General features: G+C 69.7%; 15 protein-coding genes and 1 riboswitch. Of the genes, 11 read left to right on the forward strand and 4 right to left on the reverse strand.

The genetic code is table 11. The annotated features are described in order from the left end of the window. Positions 1-62 precede the first annotated feature (62 nt). From ABDW21_RS11160 to ABDW21_RS11170, 3 genes are all read left to right on the forward strand, one after another. Positions 63-1181 (forward strand): nitronate monooxygenase family protein, encoded by a 1119-nt coding sequence (locus ABDW21_RS11160; protein ID WP_343601367.1) that lies wholly within the window; start codon positions 63-65, stop codon positions 1179-1181. Next, on the forward strand, positions 1178-1813 hold the full coding sequence (locus ABDW21_RS11165; protein WP_343601366.1) for a TetR/AcrR family transcriptional regulator: 636 nt from the start codon (positions 1178-1180) through the stop codon (positions 1811-1813). Before ABDW21_RS11160 ends, ABDW21_RS11165 begins: the two co-directional genes overlap by 4 nt. 125 nt (positions 1814-1938) lie before the next feature. Next, positions 1939-2108: riboswitch (M-box (ykoK) riboswitch) on the forward strand. Between the two features lie 282 nt (positions 2109-2390). Then, positions 2391-2624, forward strand: coding sequence for an Rv1535 family protein (locus tag ABDW21_RS11170; protein ID WP_343601365.1), 234 nt, complete (start codon positions 2391-2393; stop codon positions 2622-2624). A 75-nt stretch (positions 2625-2699) separates the two neighbouring features. Here ABDW21_RS11170 and ABDW21_RS11175 read toward each other — a convergent pair whose 3' ends face one another. Beyond that, on the reverse strand, positions 2700-3482 hold the full coding sequence (locus ABDW21_RS11175) for a lipase family protein (protein WP_343601363.1): 783 nt from the start codon (positions 3480-3482) through the stop codon (positions 2700-2702). A 248-nt stretch (positions 3483-3730) separates the two neighbouring features. Between ABDW21_RS11175 and ileS the strand changes: the two genes are divergently transcribed. The 3 genes from ileS (at position 3731) to ABDW21_RS11190 (ending at position 8860) form a co-directional block, all read left to right on the forward strand. Then, positions 3731-6892 carry an isoleucine--tRNA ligase gene (ileS, locus tag ABDW21_RS11180; RefSeq protein WP_343601362.1) on the forward strand — a complete coding sequence of 1054 codons (3162 nt, stop codon included), beginning with the start codon at positions 3731-3733 and terminating at the stop codon, positions 6890-6892. 145 nt (positions 6893-7037) lie between these two features. Further along, a complete protein-coding gene (locus ABDW21_RS11185; protein ID WP_343601361.1) occupies positions 7038-7487 on the forward strand; it encodes a hypothetical protein in 450 nt (149 codons plus the stop codon). Between the two features lie 2 nt (positions 7488-7489). Then, entirely contained in the window at positions 7490-8860 is a 1371-nt protein-coding gene (locus tag ABDW21_RS11190) for a DNA polymerase IV (protein ID WP_343601359.1), read from the forward strand. On the opposite strand, the gene ABDW21_RS11195 is transcribed toward ABDW21_RS11190, so the two are convergent. Next, the gene (locus tag ABDW21_RS11195) at positions 8825-9751 is read right to left on the reverse strand and encodes an asparaginase (protein ID WP_343601358.1); all 927 of its coding nucleotides are present in this window, start codon (positions 9749-9751) and stop codon (positions 8825-8827) included. The genes ABDW21_RS11190 and ABDW21_RS11195 overlap by 36 nt on opposite strands. 92 nt (positions 9752-9843) lie before the next feature. Between ABDW21_RS11195 and lspA the strand changes: the two genes are divergently transcribed. Then, positions 9844-10419, forward strand: coding sequence for a signal peptidase II (gene lspA / locus ABDW21_RS11200; protein ID WP_343601370.1), 576 nt, complete (start codon positions 9844-9846; stop codon positions 10417-10419). A 65-nt stretch (positions 10420-10484) separates the two neighbouring features. Then, on the forward strand, positions 10485-11396 hold the full coding sequence (locus ABDW21_RS11205) for an RluA family pseudouridine synthase (RefSeq protein WP_343601369.1): 912 nt from the start codon (positions 10485-10487) through the stop codon (positions 11394-11396). Here the strand turns inward: ABDW21_RS11205 and ABDW21_RS11210 are convergent, their stop codons facing one another. Next, positions 11397-12155: a class I SAM-dependent methyltransferase gene (locus ABDW21_RS11210; protein WP_343601356.1), complete on the reverse strand. Its 759-nt coding sequence runs from the start codon at positions 12153-12155 to the stop codon at positions 11397-11399. 329 nt (positions 12156-12484) lie between these two features. Here ABDW21_RS11210 and ABDW21_RS11215 point away from each other — a divergent pair, with 329 nt between their 5' ends. Both ABDW21_RS11215 and ABDW21_RS11220 read left to right on the forward strand, forming a co-directional pair. Beyond that, the gene (locus tag ABDW21_RS11215) at positions 12485-13516 is read left to right on the forward strand and encodes an SDR family NAD(P)-dependent oxidoreductase (protein WP_343601355.1); all 1032 of its coding nucleotides are present in this window, start codon (positions 12485-12487) and stop codon (positions 13514-13516) included. Positions 13517-13520: 4 nt separating this feature from the next. Further along, positions 13521-14315: an SDR family oxidoreductase gene (locus ABDW21_RS11220; RefSeq protein ID WP_343601354.1), complete on the forward strand. Its 795-nt coding sequence runs from the start codon at positions 13521-13523 to the stop codon at positions 14313-14315. Positions 14316-14436: 121 nt separating this feature from the next. Here ABDW21_RS11220 and ABDW21_RS11225 read toward each other — a convergent pair whose 3' ends face one another. Then, complete coding sequence (locus ABDW21_RS11225) at positions 14437-14658, reverse strand: dodecin family protein (protein WP_343601352.1); 222 nt, start codon at positions 14656-14658, stop codon at positions 14437-14439. Positions 14659-14793: 135 nt separating this feature from the next. On the opposite strand from ABDW21_RS11225, the gene ABDW21_RS11230 reads away from it, so the two are divergent. Further along, positions 14794-15777 (forward strand): PHP domain-containing protein (locus ABDW21_RS11230; RefSeq protein ID WP_343710456.1); only part of this gene is annotated, 984 nt, incomplete at its 3' end.

Genomic DNA, 15777 nt, shown 5'->3' on the forward strand with positions numbered 1-15777 from the left:
CCATGGACGCACCCTACCTAAAACGATTGACACGTCAATCGGTAACTCGTAGCGTGTGGGCAATGCGAACCAGCGTCGCTGAGATGCTCGGTGTGGAGTTTCCGATCTGCGCGTTCAGCCACTGCCGGGACGTGGTGGCCGCGGTGTCCAACGCGGGCGGGTTCGGCGTCCTGGGTGCGGTCGCGCACAGCCCGCAGCGCCTGGAAACCGAGCTCACCTGGATCGAGCAGCAGACCGGCGGCAAACCCTACGGCGTCGACCTGCTGCTGCCGCCCCGCTACGTCGGCGCGGACCGCGGCGGGATCGACCCGACGCAGCTCGCTGACCTGATGCCCGCGCAGCACCGCGCATTCCTCGACGACCTGCTGGCCCGCTATGGCATCGAGCCCGGCGCCGACCACACGCCGCGCGGCGGGCTCAACGTCTCGCCCAAGGGCTATCAGCCGCTGCTCGACGTGGCCTTCGACCACGACATCCGGTTGATCGCCAGCGCGCTCGGCCCACCGCCACCCGATCTGGTCTCCCGCGCCCACGACAACAACGTCTTGGTGGCCGCGCTGGCCGGCACCACGGCGCACGCCACCCGGCACGCCGCCGCCGGCGTCGACCTGATCGTCGCGCAGGGCACCGAGGCCGGCGGGCACACCGGGGAGGTGGCGACGATGGTGCTGGTCCCCGAAGTAGTCGACGCCGTCGCCCCGGTCCCCGTGCTCGCCGCGGGCGGCATCGCCCGGGGCCGGCAGGTCGCCGCGGCGCTGGCGCTGGGCGCCGAGGGAGTCTGGTGCGGCTCGGTGTGGCTGACCACCGAGGAAGCCGAGACGCCGCCGGTGGTCAAGGATAAGTTCCTGGCTGCCACGTCGTCGGACACGGTGCGGTCGCGTTCGCTGACCGGCAAACCCGCGCGGATGCTGCGCACCGCCTGGACCGACGAGTGGGAACGCCCCGACAGCCCCGACCCGCTGGGCATGCCGCTGCAGACGGCTCTGGTCAGCGAGTCACAGATGCGCATCATCCGGGCCGCCGGCCAACCCGAGTCGCAAGCCCGCGAGCTGGCCACCTACTTCGTGGGCCAGGTCGTCGGCGCACTGGACAGGGTGCGCCCGACGCGGTCGGTGGTGCTGGACATGGTGTCGGAATTCGTCGACGCCGTCGACCGGCTCGATCAGCTGGTCGAGCGGTGAGCGCGCCGGCGCGGCGCCGGCGCGCGATCAGCGACGAAGACAAGTCCGCCCGTCGCGACGAAATCCTTGCTGCGGCCAAGAAGGTGTTCGCGCGCAGGGGATTTCACGCCACCACCATCGCGGACATCGCCACGCAGGCGGGCCTGGCGTACGGATCGGTCTACTGGTATTTCGCCTCCAAGGACGAGTTGTTCCACACGTTGATGGCGGTGGAGGAGGACGCGTTGCGCGCCCACCTGACAGCCACGCTCGCCGCGCAGGGGCAGCGACCCGATGACGGCGACGCCGCGTTTCGCACCGCCGTCACCGCGACGCTGGAATTCTTCGAGGCCGACAAGGCCACCGTCACGTTGTTGTTCCGCGACGCCTACGCCCTGGGTGACCGGTTCGAGAAGCACCTCGGCGGCATCTACGAACGATTCATCGACGACATCGAGACGGTCATCGTGGCCGCCCAGCGGCGCGGCGACGTCGTGGCCGCCCCGCCGCGCATGGTGGCCTACACGCTGGCGGCCCTGATCGGCCAGCTGGCGCTTCGGCGACTGTCCACCGACGACGGCGTCACCGCGGCCGAGGTCGCCGACTTCGTGGTGTCGCTGACGCTCGACGGGCTGCGGCCGCGCCGCCCCTGACCTGCCCGATCCGCGTCACCGAGCCTGGCCGGACGCTGTGAGCTGCTGGTGAACGTGCTCGGAATCCGACACGCCGGCGCCGGGTGGATTGACCCGCGGGCGTCGGTAGTGCACTATCGCAGGGGTAAGCACCTCGTTAGGTGAGGCGTCTACATGGATACAGGCCACTGACCCCGAACGTCGAGAGACGCCCAGGGTCAGGACAGCTCCTCCCGGCTTAAGGGTTGAGCCCAAGTGGCTTCCGGGCAACCGGATACGCCGTGTAGTGCCGAAGCTCTGACGAGTGGGGTGCGGATTCACCGGCATTCGCCGCAATCTGCTCTCCTTGCTTCCTGGTAAACAGCGCGTGCGACCGCACGTGGACGTGACCGAGAGGAGGTGTCGGGACCATGAGTTCCAGTGATAGTCCGGATCGATATCCGGGCTGTGTTTCGTCCCGATCCGATCTCCGGCACGCGATCTTCGGCTGAATCGAGCCGCAAGCCAGCTCTGCCCCGATCGGAAAACCGGCGGGACGGGACCCAAAACTTTCCGGAATCCCCGTCATGCCCGTGTGATTTTCCTCTAGGAGGCAACCATGACCGCTGTTCTGTACGACGAGGTGGTGACGACCGGTCCTGCACCGCGGCTGAGGGCCCTACCGGCGCCGAAGCCGTCGGCAGCGGCCGCGCCCCGGCCGGCTCCGAGGCGGCTGCACACCGCGCCGCACGGCGACCCGCTGGTCGCCGGCGCCGCGTGGCTGCTGTGCGTTCCGCTGCGGCAGATTTACGCCGCGCTGTGGCGGGTCGGCCTGTTGGAGGTCGGAGCCTGAATCCGTCCGGCGACGACACGGGCCGTTGATGGCCCGAGGCGAGGCCGGACACACCGACAAGCTGCTCCCGGGAGCCTAAAGCATTGCGCTTCGGGCCCCGGGAGCAGCTATGAGTGCCGACAAGCCCAGCCGGTAGGCAGGCAGGCTGTGGCGCCAGCCGATGTCGACCTTCCCGCCGCTGTCGACGGCGATCGCCGCGCCGACATGCACATAGGGCGGGTCCGGCGGCACGTGCGGCACGATGTCGAGGAAGTTCACCACCCGAAAACAGCTGTCGATGGCGGCGTTGAACGCGTCCGCGAAGTCGCTCAACCCGACTCGCGGTCCGCCGAAGGTGATCAGCCGCGGTTCGATCGCGTTCGGCGGCATGGTCCGGGCGATGTCGGGCGCGCCGAGCACGGCCAGCGCCGCACCCAGACTGTGCCCGGTGAGCAGGATCTGATCGCAGCCCGCCGTGGCGGCGCCCAGGTTCGCGGCGACGCTCGCGCGAACCAGCTCGTAGACGTCCTGAAAGCCGGCATGCACCCGACCGAACCCGGCGACCGGGAGGTAGCTCTCGGGGACGGCGTCGAAGTCCGCGATCCAGTCCGCGATGTCGGAGCTGCCGCGGAAGGAGACGAACGCGATACCGCTGGTCGTGTCGTGGCCCATCAGCCCAAAGATGTTGGTGTCCTTGGTCATCGCCACCACCATGGGATGGGGCGGGGTCATCGCGGCGAGTGTCGTGGCGTCAACCTCGATCAGGCTGGTCTGGGTGTATCCGGCGGGCAGGGCAGCCGCGCTGCCGTCCATCACGGTGTAGGCCGCCGTCGCCAGCGGCAGAACGACGTCGCGCGCGAAGGACGCGTCGAAACCCATAGCCGGCAGCCTAAAGTGTGCCGCGAACCGGAGTTGCGCCGCCCGATAGAATCGGCGCAACGGCATCGATCCGGCCATCACCGGGGAGCCTTCGGAAGAACAGCCGGCTTCCATCGTGAAACCAGCCCAGTAGAACCGAACGGACGGGCCCGTCACAGCCCTCATCGAGCGGTCGCGCGTCAGCGCGGCAAGCGGGGTGGTACCGCGGCGATTGCGCACCGGCGCACCGTCGTCCCCGGGCCGGACGGTTGGCGCATGGAGACGACGCAGTGACTTATCCCAAGCCGGGCGGCGGGGCACCCGACTTTGCGGCCCTTGAGCGTGAGGTGCTCGACTATTGGGCCGCCGATGACACCTTCCGGGCCAGCATTGCGCGGCGCGCCGACGCACCGGAGTACGTGTTCTACGACGGGCCGCCGTTCGCCAACGGGCTGCCGCACTACGGGCATCTGCTCACCGGGTACGTCAAGGACATCGTGCCGCGGTACCGGACCATGCGCGGCTACAAGGTGGAGCGCCGCTTCGGCTGGGACACCCACGGCCTGCCCGCCGAGCTCGAAACCGAGCGCCAGCTCGGCATCAGCGACAAGTCGCAGATCGACACGATGGGCGTCGCCGCGTTCAACGAGGCCTGCCGCGAATCGGTGTTGCGCTACACCGGTGAATGGCAGGCCTACGTCACCCGGCAGGCCCGCTGGGTGGACTTCGAACACGACTACAAGACGCTGGACCTGCCTTACATGGAGTCGGTGATCTGGGCGTTCAAACAGTTGTGGGACAAAGGATTAGCCTACGAGGGCTACCGGGTGCTGCCGTACTGCTGGCGCGACGAGACCCCACTGTCCAACCACGAGCTGCGGATGGACGACGACGTCTACCAGAGCCGCCAGGACCCGGCGCTCACCGTCGGATTCGGTGTTCCCGACGGTGAACTGGCCGGCGCTTACCTGTTGGTGTGGACGACGACACCGTGGACGCTGCCGTCCAACCAGGCGGTCGCCGTCAACCCCGATGTCACCTATGTGCAGGTGCGCCTGGGAGATCGGCGTTACGTGCTGGCGCGGGAACGGCTGTCGGCGTACGCCCGCGAGCTCGGCGACCAACCCGAGGTGCTGGGCAGTTACCGCGGCGCCGACCTGCTGGGCATGCGGTACCTGCCGCCGTTTCCGTATTTCATGAACTCGGCCAATGCTTTTCAGGTGCTCGCCGGCGACTTCGTGACCACCGACGACGGCACCGGGATCGTGCATATGGCGCCGGCCTACGGCGAGGACGACATGCAGACCGCGGACAGGGCAGGCATCGAGCCGGTCACGCCCGTCGACGCCAAGGGCCGTTTCGACGAAACCGTGCCGGACTACGCGGGCCGGCACGTGTTCGACGCCAACACGGCGATCATCCGCGACCTGAAGAACGGCACCGGACCCGCGGCGGCCAACGGCGCGGTGCTGCTGCGCCACGAAACCTACGAGCACCCCTACCCGCACTGCTGGCGCTGCCGAAACCCGTTGATCTACCGGGCGGTGTCGTCGTGGTTCGTCCGCGTGGCCGACTTCCGGGACCGCATGGTCGAACTCAACCGGCAGATCACCTGGTATCCCGAACACGTCAAGGACGGGATATTCGGCAACTGGCTGAAGAACGCCCGCGACTGGTCCATCTCGCGAAACCGCTACTGGGGCACGCCGATCCCGGTGTGGGTGTCCGACGATCCGGCGTATCCGCGCATCGACGTCTACGGCAGCCTCGACGAGCTGGAGCGCGACTTCGGTGTGCGCCCGGTCGACCTGCACCGGCCCTACATCGACGAGCTCACCCGGCCCAACCCCGACGACCCGACCGGACACTCGACGATGCGGCGCATCCCCGACGTGTTCGACGTGTGGTTCGACTCCGGGTCGATGCCGTATGCGCAGGTGCACTACCCGTTCGAGAACGCCGACTGGTTCGACGGGGTCACCAGCGCCGACCCCGCCAAGCGGGTCGACGCGCACTACCCGGGCGACTTCATCGTCGAGTACATCGGGCAGACCCGCGGCTGGTTCTACACGCTGCACGTGCTGGCCACCGCGCTGTTCGACCGGCCCGCGTTCACAACCTGTGTGGCGCACGGGATCGTGCTGGGCTCCGACGGGCAGAAGATGAGCAAGTCGCTGCGCAACTACCCCGACGTGACCGAGGTGTTCGACCGCGACGGCTCCGACGCGATGCGGTGGTTTCTGATGGCCTCGCCGATCCTGCGGGGCGGCAACCTGATCGTCACCGAGCCGGGCATCCGTGAAGGTGTGCGCCAGGTGATGCTGCCACTGTGGAACGCCTATACCTTTCTGGCGCTCTATGCGCCGAAAGTCGGTACCTGGCGCACCGATTCACCACATGTGCTCGATCGCTACATCCTGGCCAAGCTGGCGGCGCTGCGCGACGACCTGACCGCGGCGATGGATGTCTGCGACATCTCCGGCGCGTGCGACCAGCTGCGGCAGTTCACCGAGGCGCTGACGAACTGGTATGTGCGGCGGTCACGGTCGCGGTTCTGGGCGGAGGACGCCGACGCCGTCGACACGCTGCACACCGTGCTGGAGGTGACGACGCGGCTGGCGGCGCCGTTGCTGCCGTTGACCACCGAGGTGATCTGGCGCGGCGTCACCGGCGAGCGTTCGGTGCACCTGACCGACTGGCCCGATTCCGGTGACGTGCCTGCTGATACTTCGCTGGTGGCCGCCATGGACCAGGTGCGCGAAGTGTGCTCGGCGGCGTCGTCGCTGCGCAAGGCGCACCGGCTGCGGGTGCGCCTACCGTTACCGAAACTGACTGTGGCGGTGCAGGATCCGACGCAGTTGGCGCCGTTCGCTGATCTGATCGCCGACGAGCTCAACGTCAAGGCCGTCGACTTCACCGACACGATCGACCGCTACGGGCGGTTCGAGCTCACCGTCAACGCCCGGGTGGCCGGGCCGCGGCTCGGCAAGGACGTGCAGGCGGCGATCACGGCGGTCAAGGCGGGGGAGGGCGTCGTCAACGCCGACGGCACGCTGACCGCGGGCCCGGCGGTGCTGCAACCCGACGAGTACACCTCCCGGCTGGTGGCCGCCGACCCGGAATACACCACCGCGCTGCCCGGCGGCGCCGGACTGGTGGTGCTGGACGCCGCCGTCACCGACGAGCTGGAAGCCGAAGGCTGGGCCAAAGACCGCGTCCGCGAACTGCAGGAGCTGCGCAAGTCGACCGGACTGGACGTCTCCGACCGGATCAGCGTGGTGATGGCCGTGCCGGACGGGCGTCTCGAGTGGGCCCGCACCCACCGCGACCTGATCGCGCGCGAGATCCTGGCCACCCGTCTCGAATTCGGCGAGCCGGCCGATGCTGTGGAAATCGGTGACGGTGTCCGCGTGAGCATCGCTAAGCTTTAGCCGCGAAAGTGCAACCGCCGACGCATTTCTCGGGTAGACCCGTCGGTAGTTGCACTTACGCGGACGGGGGCTTGACCGCCCGCCACACCGGAAACACCAGCCGGCGGTGCTTGATCCCGGGCCGCGGAGGCGCAATCCTGACATCGTGCCCCGCAGCGAAGAACCGTCGCGCGGGTTCCTCGACCCGGTGGCACGGATGTTGCGGCTGCCGTTGGGGACACCGGAGTTCATCAACCGGATCGTCTCCGGCGGGGCGAACCAAGCGGGCCGCCAGACCCTGCGCATGCTGATCATGACCTGGGACGTCGCCGACGGCGGCCCGTTCGCCGCCAGCGCCATCGCCACCACCGGTCTGGTCAAGACCGCCGAGACCGTGCAGAACCTCTTCGTCATACCGATTTTCGATCCGCTGCTGCGGGCGCTGGGCGCCGACCAGGTCAGCTTCCGCGCCTCGCTGTGCGCCTCGCAGCTGGTCGGTCTGGGCATCCTGCGCTACGGGGTGCGGGCCGAGCCGATCCACTCGATGGACGTCGACTCCCTGGTGAACGCGATGGGCCCGACCTTTCAGCGCTACCTGCTCGGCGACCTGTCCTAGCCGTGGCTTCCCGCTGGGTCCTGCACCTGGACATGGATGCGTTCTTCGCGTCCGTCGAGCAGCTCACCCGGCCCACGCTGCGGGACCGCCCGGTGCTGGTCGGCGGGTTGGGCGGGCGCGGGGTTGTCGCCGGCGCGAGCTATGCGGCGCGCGCGTTCGGGGCCCGCTCGGCCATGCCGATGCACCAGGCGCGCCGGCTGGTGGGCATCCACGCGGTGGTGTTGCCGCCGCGCGGCGTGGTCTATGGGGTGGCCAGCCGCCGGGTCTTCGACGCCGTGCGCGACGTGGTGCCCGTCGTCGAACAGCTGTCCTACGACGAGGCGTTCGCCGAACCCGCGGGACTGGCGGGCGCGTCGGCGACCCGCGTCGGGCAGTTCTGCGAGGACCTGCGACGACGGGTGCGCGAGGAGACCGGCTTGGTCGCCTCGGTCGGCGCCGGCTCGGGCAAGCAGCTCGCCAAGATCGCGTCGGGCCTGGCCAAACCCGACGGGATACGGGTGGTTGGCCGCGACGAGGAGCAACGTCTGCTCGTCGGCCTGCCGGTGCGACGGCTGTGGGGCATCGGGCCGGTTGCCGAGCAGAAGCTGCATCGGCTCGGCATCGACACGATCGGGCAGCTGGCCGCGCTCAGCGACGTCGAGGCGGCCAGCATCCTCGGCGCGACGATCGGCCCGGCGCTGCACCGGTTGGCACGCGGCATCGACGACCGACCGGTGGCCGAGCGCGCCGAGTCCAAACAGATCAGCGCCGAATCCACCTTCGGCGCCGACCTGACCACGCTGGAGGAGCTGCGCGAGGCGGCCGGCCCGATCGCCGAATCTGCGCACCGGCGGCTGCTGCGCGACGGCCGGGGCGCCCGCACCGTCACGGTGAAGCTGAAGAAGTCCGACATGACGACGCTGACCCGTTCAGCCTCGCTGCCCTACGCCACCACCGACCCGGCCACGCTGACCGCGCTGGCCCGGCGGCTGCTGCTCGATCCCCACCGGATCGGCCCGGTCCGCCTGCTCGGCGTCGGGTTTTCGGGGCTGAGCGACGTGCGTCAACAGCCGTTGTTCTCCGAACTGGAACTGGCGCTGCCGCAAGCTACTTCGCGCATCGACACACCTCTGGCCGAGCCGGACGCCGCGACGTGGCAGATCGGCGACGACGTCTGCCACCCCGACAACGGGCACGGCTGGGTGCAGGGCGCCGGCCACGGCGTGGTGACCGTGCGGTTCGAAACCCGCGGCACCGGACCCGGCCCGGCGCGCACGTTCGCCGCCGAGGACCACGACCTGGTCGCGGCCAACCCGGTCGACAGCCTGGCCTGGCCGGACTACGTCGCCGCGCTGGCGTCAGCGCAGCTGGCCGACGACGTCGTGCACCGGTAGGCCGGCGGCCAGCGCCGCCATCACCAGCACCCGGACCTGGCTCGCCGGCAGCCCCGGCACCATCACCGCGCCCGCGTCGACCAGGTCGCGGCCGGGACCGTAGCCGGGGCCGACCCACCCGCCCGGGACGCGGGTGGACACCGCGACCACTACACCGTCGGCGCACTGTCGGCGCACCCCGTCGATCACCGCCGCCCCGGCGTTGCCCGAGCCCAGCGCCTCCAGCACGACGCCGCGGGCGCCGGCGGCCACGCAGGCGTCCAGAGCCACCGCGTCGGCCCCCGGAAACACCGCGACGATGTCCACCCGCGGCGCGGCGGCCGCGCTCAGCTCGGCCAGATAGGGCCGGGTCTCCAGATAGGGCCGGGTCTTAAGCCGGGTCATCCCGCCGCCGACCGTGCCGAGCACCTCGCCGGTGAAGCCGGTCGACACCTTCCGCAGGCCCGCCGGCTGCCACACCCGGCCGGCCAAGCACACCAGCACCCCCAGACCGCGGGCGGCGGGGTCGGACGCCACCGACAGCGCGTCGCGCAGGTTGCCCGGGCCGTCCGGGTCGGGAGCGTCGGCGCTGCGCAGCGCGCCGGTGAGCACCACCGGAACCGCGCCGCGGTAGCCCAGATCCAGCCACAACGCCGTCTCCTCCAGGGTGTCGGTGCCGTGGGTGACGACGATGCCGGTGGTGTCGCCGTTCGCGGCGGCGCGCACCGCCGCGCCGATCACATCCCAGTCGGCGGGTGTCAACTGCGAGCTGTCCACCGCCAGCACGTCGATCACGTCGACGTCGAGACCGGCTGTCAGGGCGGCGCCGGAGCGGGTCGGCCGCCGCACTCCGTCGGCATCGGTGCTGGTCGCGATCGTCCCGCCGGTGGTGATGACGGTCAGGCGACTCATGCTGGGATGATAGGGCCGTGACCGCCGGCGACGACGCAGAGCCCGACAGCGATCTGGGCGTATCTCCCGCTCGCGGGGGAGAGGAGCGGCGTGTGCGCGCAGAGGAGTCACCACGATCGGCCGAGCCGGTGGATGAGGCCGCGACGGCGGACGACACCGGCGCCCCGGCGCCGCCGCGCCGGTTGCGCCTGCTGGTGTCGGTCGCGGCGGTCGTCCTGGCACTCGACATCGTGAGCAAGGTGATCGCCGTCAAGCTGCTGACCCCCGGGCAGCCGGTGCCGATCATCGGTGACACCGTCACCTGGACGTTGGTGCGCAATTCCGGGGCCGCGTTCTCCGTGGCCACCGGCTACACCTGGCTGTTGACGCTGATCGCGACCGGAGTCGTGGCCGGGATTTTCTGGATGGGACGCCGTCTGGTGTCACCGTGGTGGGCTGTCGGGCTGGGCATGATCCTGGGCGGCGCGACGGGCAATCTGGTCGACCGGTTCTTCCGTTCGCCGGGCCCGCTGCGCGGGCACGTCGTGGACTTCCTGTCGATCGGCTGGTGGCCGGTGTTCAACGTCGCCGACCCGTCGGTGGTGGGCGGCGCGATCCTGCTGGTCGTGCTGTCGTTGTTCGGGTATGACTTCGACACCGTTGGACGGCGGAAAATCAGTGAGCGCTGACAGTCCCAGGCGACGATGCCAAGCGAAGTGGTGAGGAGGAGCCGGCCTTGACCGGAGCCCGGTCGATGCTCGTCCCGGAGGGGTTGGCGGGCATGCGGGTCGACGCCGGGCTGGCCCGGCTGCTGGGTGTGTCCCGCACCGCGGCGGCGGCGCTGGCCGAGGACGGCGGTGTCGAACTGGACGGGGTGACCGCCGGCAAGTCCGATCGGCTGACCGCCGGGTCCTGGCTGGCGGTGCGGCTGCCCGAGACGCCGCCGCCGCCGCAGAACACGCCCGTCGACATCGAGGGCATGACGATCCTGTACTCCGACGAGGACATCGTCGCCGTCGACAAACCCGCCGGGGTGGCCGCGCACGCGACGCTGGGCTGGACCGGACCGACGGTGCTGGGCGGGCTGGCCGCCGCCGGATACCGGATCACCACCTCGGGTATCCACGAGCGGCAGGGCATCGTGCACCGCCTCGACGCCGGCACGTCAGGGGTGATGGTGGTGGCGCTCTCGGAGCGCGCCTACACGGTGCTCAAGCGGGCTTTCAAGGCGCGCACCGTCGACAAGCGCTATCACGCTCTGGTGCAAGGACATCCGGACCCGTCGAGCGGCACCATCGACGCGCCGATCGGCCGCCACCGCGGCCACGACTGGAAATTCGCCGTCACCACACACGGCCGGCACAGCCTCACCCACTACGACACCCTGGAAGCCTTCGTCGCCGCCAGCCTGCTCGACGTGCACCTGGAAACCGGCCGCACTCACCAGATCCGGGTGCACTTCGCCGCGCTGCACCACCCCTGCTGCGGCGACCTGACCTACGGCGCCAACCCGAAACTGGCCGCACAGCTTGGCCTGGAACGCCAATGGCTGCACGCCCGCTCGTTGGCGTTCACCCATCCGGCCGACGGGCGGCGCGTCGAGATCGTCAGCTCCTACCCGCCGGATCTGCAGCATGCGCTCGACGTGCTGCGGGCGCGCGGGTGATCACCCCGGTTTGCGGGCCTCGACGAGCACGCGCGTGGAGTGGGCGACGAAGACCCCGGCGGTCTGGATGCGGTCGTGCAGTTCCCGCAGCCGCTGCCGGTAGCGTTCGACGGTGAAATCCGGCACCGCCCAGACCACTTTGCGCAGGAAGTAGATCACCGCGCCGATGTCGAAGAACTCGGCCCGCATCCGCTCCATGCGCATGTCCAGCACCTGCAGTCCGGCGGCACGTGCCTGCGCGCGCTGGGTGTCCGGGTGATGCTCTGCCCATTTCTCGGGTTGCGGCCCGATGAAGTACTCGACGAGCTCTGACATCGTGGCGGGTCCGATCTGCTGGGCGAAGTAGGTGCCGCCCGGGCGCAGCACCCGGGCGATCTCGCTCCAGCGCACCGACGTGGGGTGACGGCTGGTCACCAGGTCGAATGCCGCATCGGCGAACGGCAACCGTGGCCCGTCCCGCGTCGCGACCACGACCACACCACGGGGATGCAGCAGCGTGGTGGCCAGTGCGGCGTTGGGCGGCCACGACTCGGTCGCGGCCATCGTGGGCGGGAACCGGGGTGCGCCGGCCAGCACCTCGCCGCCGCCGGTGTCGATGTCGCAGGCGGCCGACGCGCCCGCCAACCGTGCGCTCATCTGCCGTTGGTAGCCCCACGACGGCCGTTCCTCGGTGGCGCGGCCGTTCAGCCAGGAGAAGTCCCAGCCGTCGACGGGAGCCGCGGCGGCTGCTGCCACCAGATCGTCGAATCTTCGCGACATTCCGGCATTGTCGACCACGCCGGGCCGGGGCCGTCGTCGTGGTGTCCGGCTCACTCGACGATTGCGCACAAGCCCTGGTCGGCGCTCGCGTCGAGCAGAGTTGTTCGTCGAGTGTGCGGTTTGCTACGCCAGCGCCGGCGTGTCGCGTACGAAACCGCACACTCGACAGATTTTCAGGTGCTCACAGCGGGGCGCAGCCCCTTGAACGCACGGAACGGGCACCACCACGTCTGCGTGCGTGATCGCCGCACGAATCGGCAGAATCAGCCACCGGCGGAGCGCGCGGCTGGCAGAGTGTGAGCGCGACCGTCCCTCAGGAGTGCCCGCCCATGAAGCTCGCCGACCTCACCAACCTGGCCGACCTCGCCAACCTGGTGGAAAAGCCTCTCGCGGCGGTGTCCAACATCGTCAACACCCCGAACTCGGCCGGGCGGTACCGCCCGTTCTACCTGCGCAACGTGCTCGACGCCGTGCAGGGCCGCACGCTCGACGACGCCGTCGGCGGCAAGGTCACCGCCATCACCGGCGGGTCCTCGGGCATCGGGGAGGCCGCCGCGAAGAAAATCGCCGCCGCCGGCGGTGCGGTGGTGTTGGTCGCGCGCACCCGGGAGAACCTCGACAGAGTCGCCGGTGACATCCGCGCCGCCGGCGGCACCGCCCACGTCTACCCCTGCGATCTGTCCGAGATGGACGCCATCGCCGCGATGGCCGACCAGGTCCTCGCCGACCTCGGCGGCGTCGACATCCTGATCAACAACGCGGGCCGGTCGATCCGGCGCTCGCTGGCCCTGTCCTACGACCGCATCCACGACTACCAGCGGACCATGCAGCTGAACTACCTCGGCGCGGTGCAGCTGATGCTCAAGTTCATCCCGGGCATGCGGGAACGCCGCTTCGGCCACATCGTGAACGTGTCCTCGGCGGGCGTGCAGACCCGCGCACCGCGGTTCGGCGCCTACATCGCCAGCAAGGCCGCGCTGGACACGCTGTGCGACGCGCTGCAGGCCGAGACCGTCAACGACAACGTCCGATTCACCACCGTGCACATGGCGTTGGTGCGCACCCCGATGATCAGCCCCACCACGATGTACGACCGGTTCCCGACGCTGACGCCGGACCAGGCTGCGGGTGTGATCACCGACGCGATCGTGCACCGTCCGCGGCGGGTGAGCTCACCGTTCGGACAGTTCGCGGCGGTGGCCGACGCCCTCAACCCGACGGTGATGGACCGTGTCCGCAACCGCGCGTTCGGCATGTTCGACGACTCCGCGGCCGCGCAGGGCGAGTCCGTAACCGGCACAACAGATTTAGACAAACGAAGCGAGACGTTCGTGCGAGCGACCCGAGGAATACATTGGTGACACGATGAGCCTTCCACAACCCGGTGACCAGACCACCGTCGTCATCACCGGCGCCTCCTCCGGCATCGGCGCCGAACTCGCGCGCGGATTGGCCCGCCGCGGGTTCCCGCTGCTGCTGGTCGCGCGCCGGCGCGAACGTCTCGACGAACTCGCCGACGAGGTCGGCCGGACATTCTCGGTTGCCGCCGAGGTCATGCCCGCCGACCTCGGCGACGCGAAAGCCCGGGCGACGCTGGCCGACCGGCTGCGCAACGAGCCGATCGCCGGCCTGTGCAACAGCGCCGGCTTCGGCACCAGCGGACCGTTCCACACGTTGCCGGTCGATCGCGAAAGCGAGCAGGTCACCCTCAACGCGCTGGCACTGATGGAACTGACCCATGCGGCGCTGCCCGGGATGATCGAACGGGGCGCCGGAGCGGTGCTCAACATCGCCTCGATCGCGGCGTTCCAGCCGTTGCCCGGCATGGCCGTCTACTCGGCCACCAAGGCCTTCGTCCAGACGTTCTCCGAGGCCGTCCACGAGGGGCTGCACGGAACCGGGGTGTCGGTCACCGTCCTGTGCCCGGGGCCGGTGCCGACCGAGTGGGCGCAGATCGCCGACGCCGAGCACGTGAACGTCGGCCTGGCGCAGGTCTCGCCGCACGACGTCGCCGAGGCCGCGATCGCGGGGATGCTCACCGGCAAGCGCAGCGTCGTTCCCGGGGTGGTGCCGAAGGTCGCCAGCATCGGCGGCCGCTTCGCCCCGCGCAGCCTGCTGTTGCCCGCGCTGCGGATCGGGGCCGCCGTCAGGCGCCGCTAGGAGCGCGCTGAATAAGGGCGGATTTCGCTCATCGTGCACCACAAACCAGCAGGTCAGAGCGTTGTGGTTGAGGACGAAAGTCGGTTATTCAGCGCGCTCCTAGGACGGCCGTCCGGCGGCGTCAGGAGGAGGAGGACTTCGGCTCCCGGATCTTGAACGAGACCTGCAGCTTGGTGCGGAAGGTGATCCCGCCGGCGTCGTCCAGTGCCATGTCCTGGTCGAGGACCCGGGCGACGCGGATGTCGTCGATGGTCTGCCGTGCCCGGCGCACCGCCTCGATCGCGGCGTCCTCCCAGGACGTCGGGCTCGTCCCGATCAGTTCGGTGACCCTGTACACACTCATGCCTGCCTCCTGACTTCCACGGACCCAAGCTAGAGCAGTGGGACACCCCATGTCCGCAGATCGTTTCGATTACCTCGGACACGCGTCGCGACACGCCGGGGAGGTGTCGGTGCGCGGCCCTACACTGGCGTTCCTATGACCGGTTCTTCGTCGCGATCGTTTGTGCACCTGCACAACCACAGCGAGTACTCGATGCTGGACGGTGCGGCGAAGGTCGCCCCGATGCTCGCCGAGGCGCAGCGGCTGCAGATGCCCGCCATCGCGATGACCGACCACGGAAACATGTTCGGCGCCAGCGAGTTCTACCACGAGGCAAGCAAGGTTGGCATCACGCCGATCATCGGGGTCGAGGCCTACGTCGCTCCCGCTTCCCGCTTCGACACCCGGCGGATCTTCTGGGGCGATCCGGGACAGAAGAGCGACGACGTGTCCGGCGGCGGGTCCTACACCCACCTGACGATGCTCGCCGAGAACGCCACCGGCCTGCGCAACCTGTTCAAGCTGTCCTCGATGGCCTCCTTCGAGGGCCAGCTGGGCAAGTGGTCACGCATGGATGCCGAGCTGATCGCCGAGCACGCCGACGGAATCATCGCCACCACCGGCTGCCCGTCCGGTGAGGTGCAGACCCGGCTTCGGCTGGGCCAGCACCGCGAAGCGCTGGAGGCCGCCGGCCGGTGGCGGGAGATCTTCGGCGCCGACAACTACTTCCTGGAGCTGATGGACCACGGCCTGTCCATCGAACGCCGGGTCCGTGACGGGCTGCTGGCAGTCGGCCGTGCGCTGGGGATCCCGCCGCTGGCCACCAACGACTGCCACTACGTCACCCGCGACGCCGCGCACAACCACGAGGCGCTGCTGTGCGTGCAGACCGGCAAGACGCTGTCGGACCCCAACCGGTTCCGCTTCGACGGCGACGGCTACTACCTGAAGTCGGCCGCCGAGATGCGGGCGATCTGGGACGATCAGGTGCCCGGCGCCTGCGACGCCACCCTGCTGATCGCCGAGCGGGTGAGCTCCTACGCCGACGTGTGGACGCCGCGCGACCGGATGCCGGTGTTCCCGGTGCCCGACGGCCACGACCAGGCGTCGTGGCTGCGCCACGAGGTGGATGCCGGGCTG

It is taken from the genome of Mycobacterium sp. (assembly GCF_039583805.1).
In the GTDB taxonomy this organism is placed as follows: Bacteria; Actinomycetota; Actinomycetes; order Mycobacteriales; family Mycobacteriaceae; genus Mycobacterium.

Coding starts and splice junctions, on each gene's coding strand:
- ABDW21_RS11195 (WP_343601358.1), bottom strand. CDS start 9,751: ATGAGTCGCCTGACCGTCATCACCACCGGCGGGACGATCGCGACCAGC.
- ABDW21_RS11225 (WP_343601352.1), bottom strand. CDS start 14,658: ATGAGTGTGTACAGGGTCACCGAACTGATCGGGACGAGCCCGACGTCC.
- ABDW21_RS11220 (WP_343601354.1), top strand. CDS start 13,521: ATGAGCCTTCCACAACCCGGTGACCAGACCACCGTCGTCATCACCGGC.
- ABDW21_RS11170 (WP_343601365.1), top strand. CDS start 2,391: ATGACCGCTGTTCTGTACGACGAGGTGGTGACGACCGGTCCTGCACCG.
- ABDW21_RS11160 (WP_343601367.1), top strand. CDS start 63: ATGCGAACCAGCGTCGCTGAGATGCTCGGTGTGGAGTTTCCGATCTGC.
- ABDW21_RS11215 (WP_343601355.1), top strand. CDS start 12,485: ATGAAGCTCGCCGACCTCACCAACCTGGCCGACCTCGCCAACCTGGTG.
- ABDW21_RS11210 (WP_343601356.1), bottom strand. CDS start 12,155: ATGTCGCGAAGATTCGACGATCTGGTGGCAGCAGCCGCCGCGGCTCCC.
- ABDW21_RS11175 (WP_343601363.1), bottom strand. CDS start 3,482: ATGGGTTTCGACGCGTCCTTCGCGCGCGACGTCGTTCTGCCGCTGGCG.
- ABDW21_RS11205 (WP_343601369.1), top strand. CDS start 10,485: ATGCTCGTCCCGGAGGGGTTGGCGGGCATGCGGGTCGACGCCGGGCTG.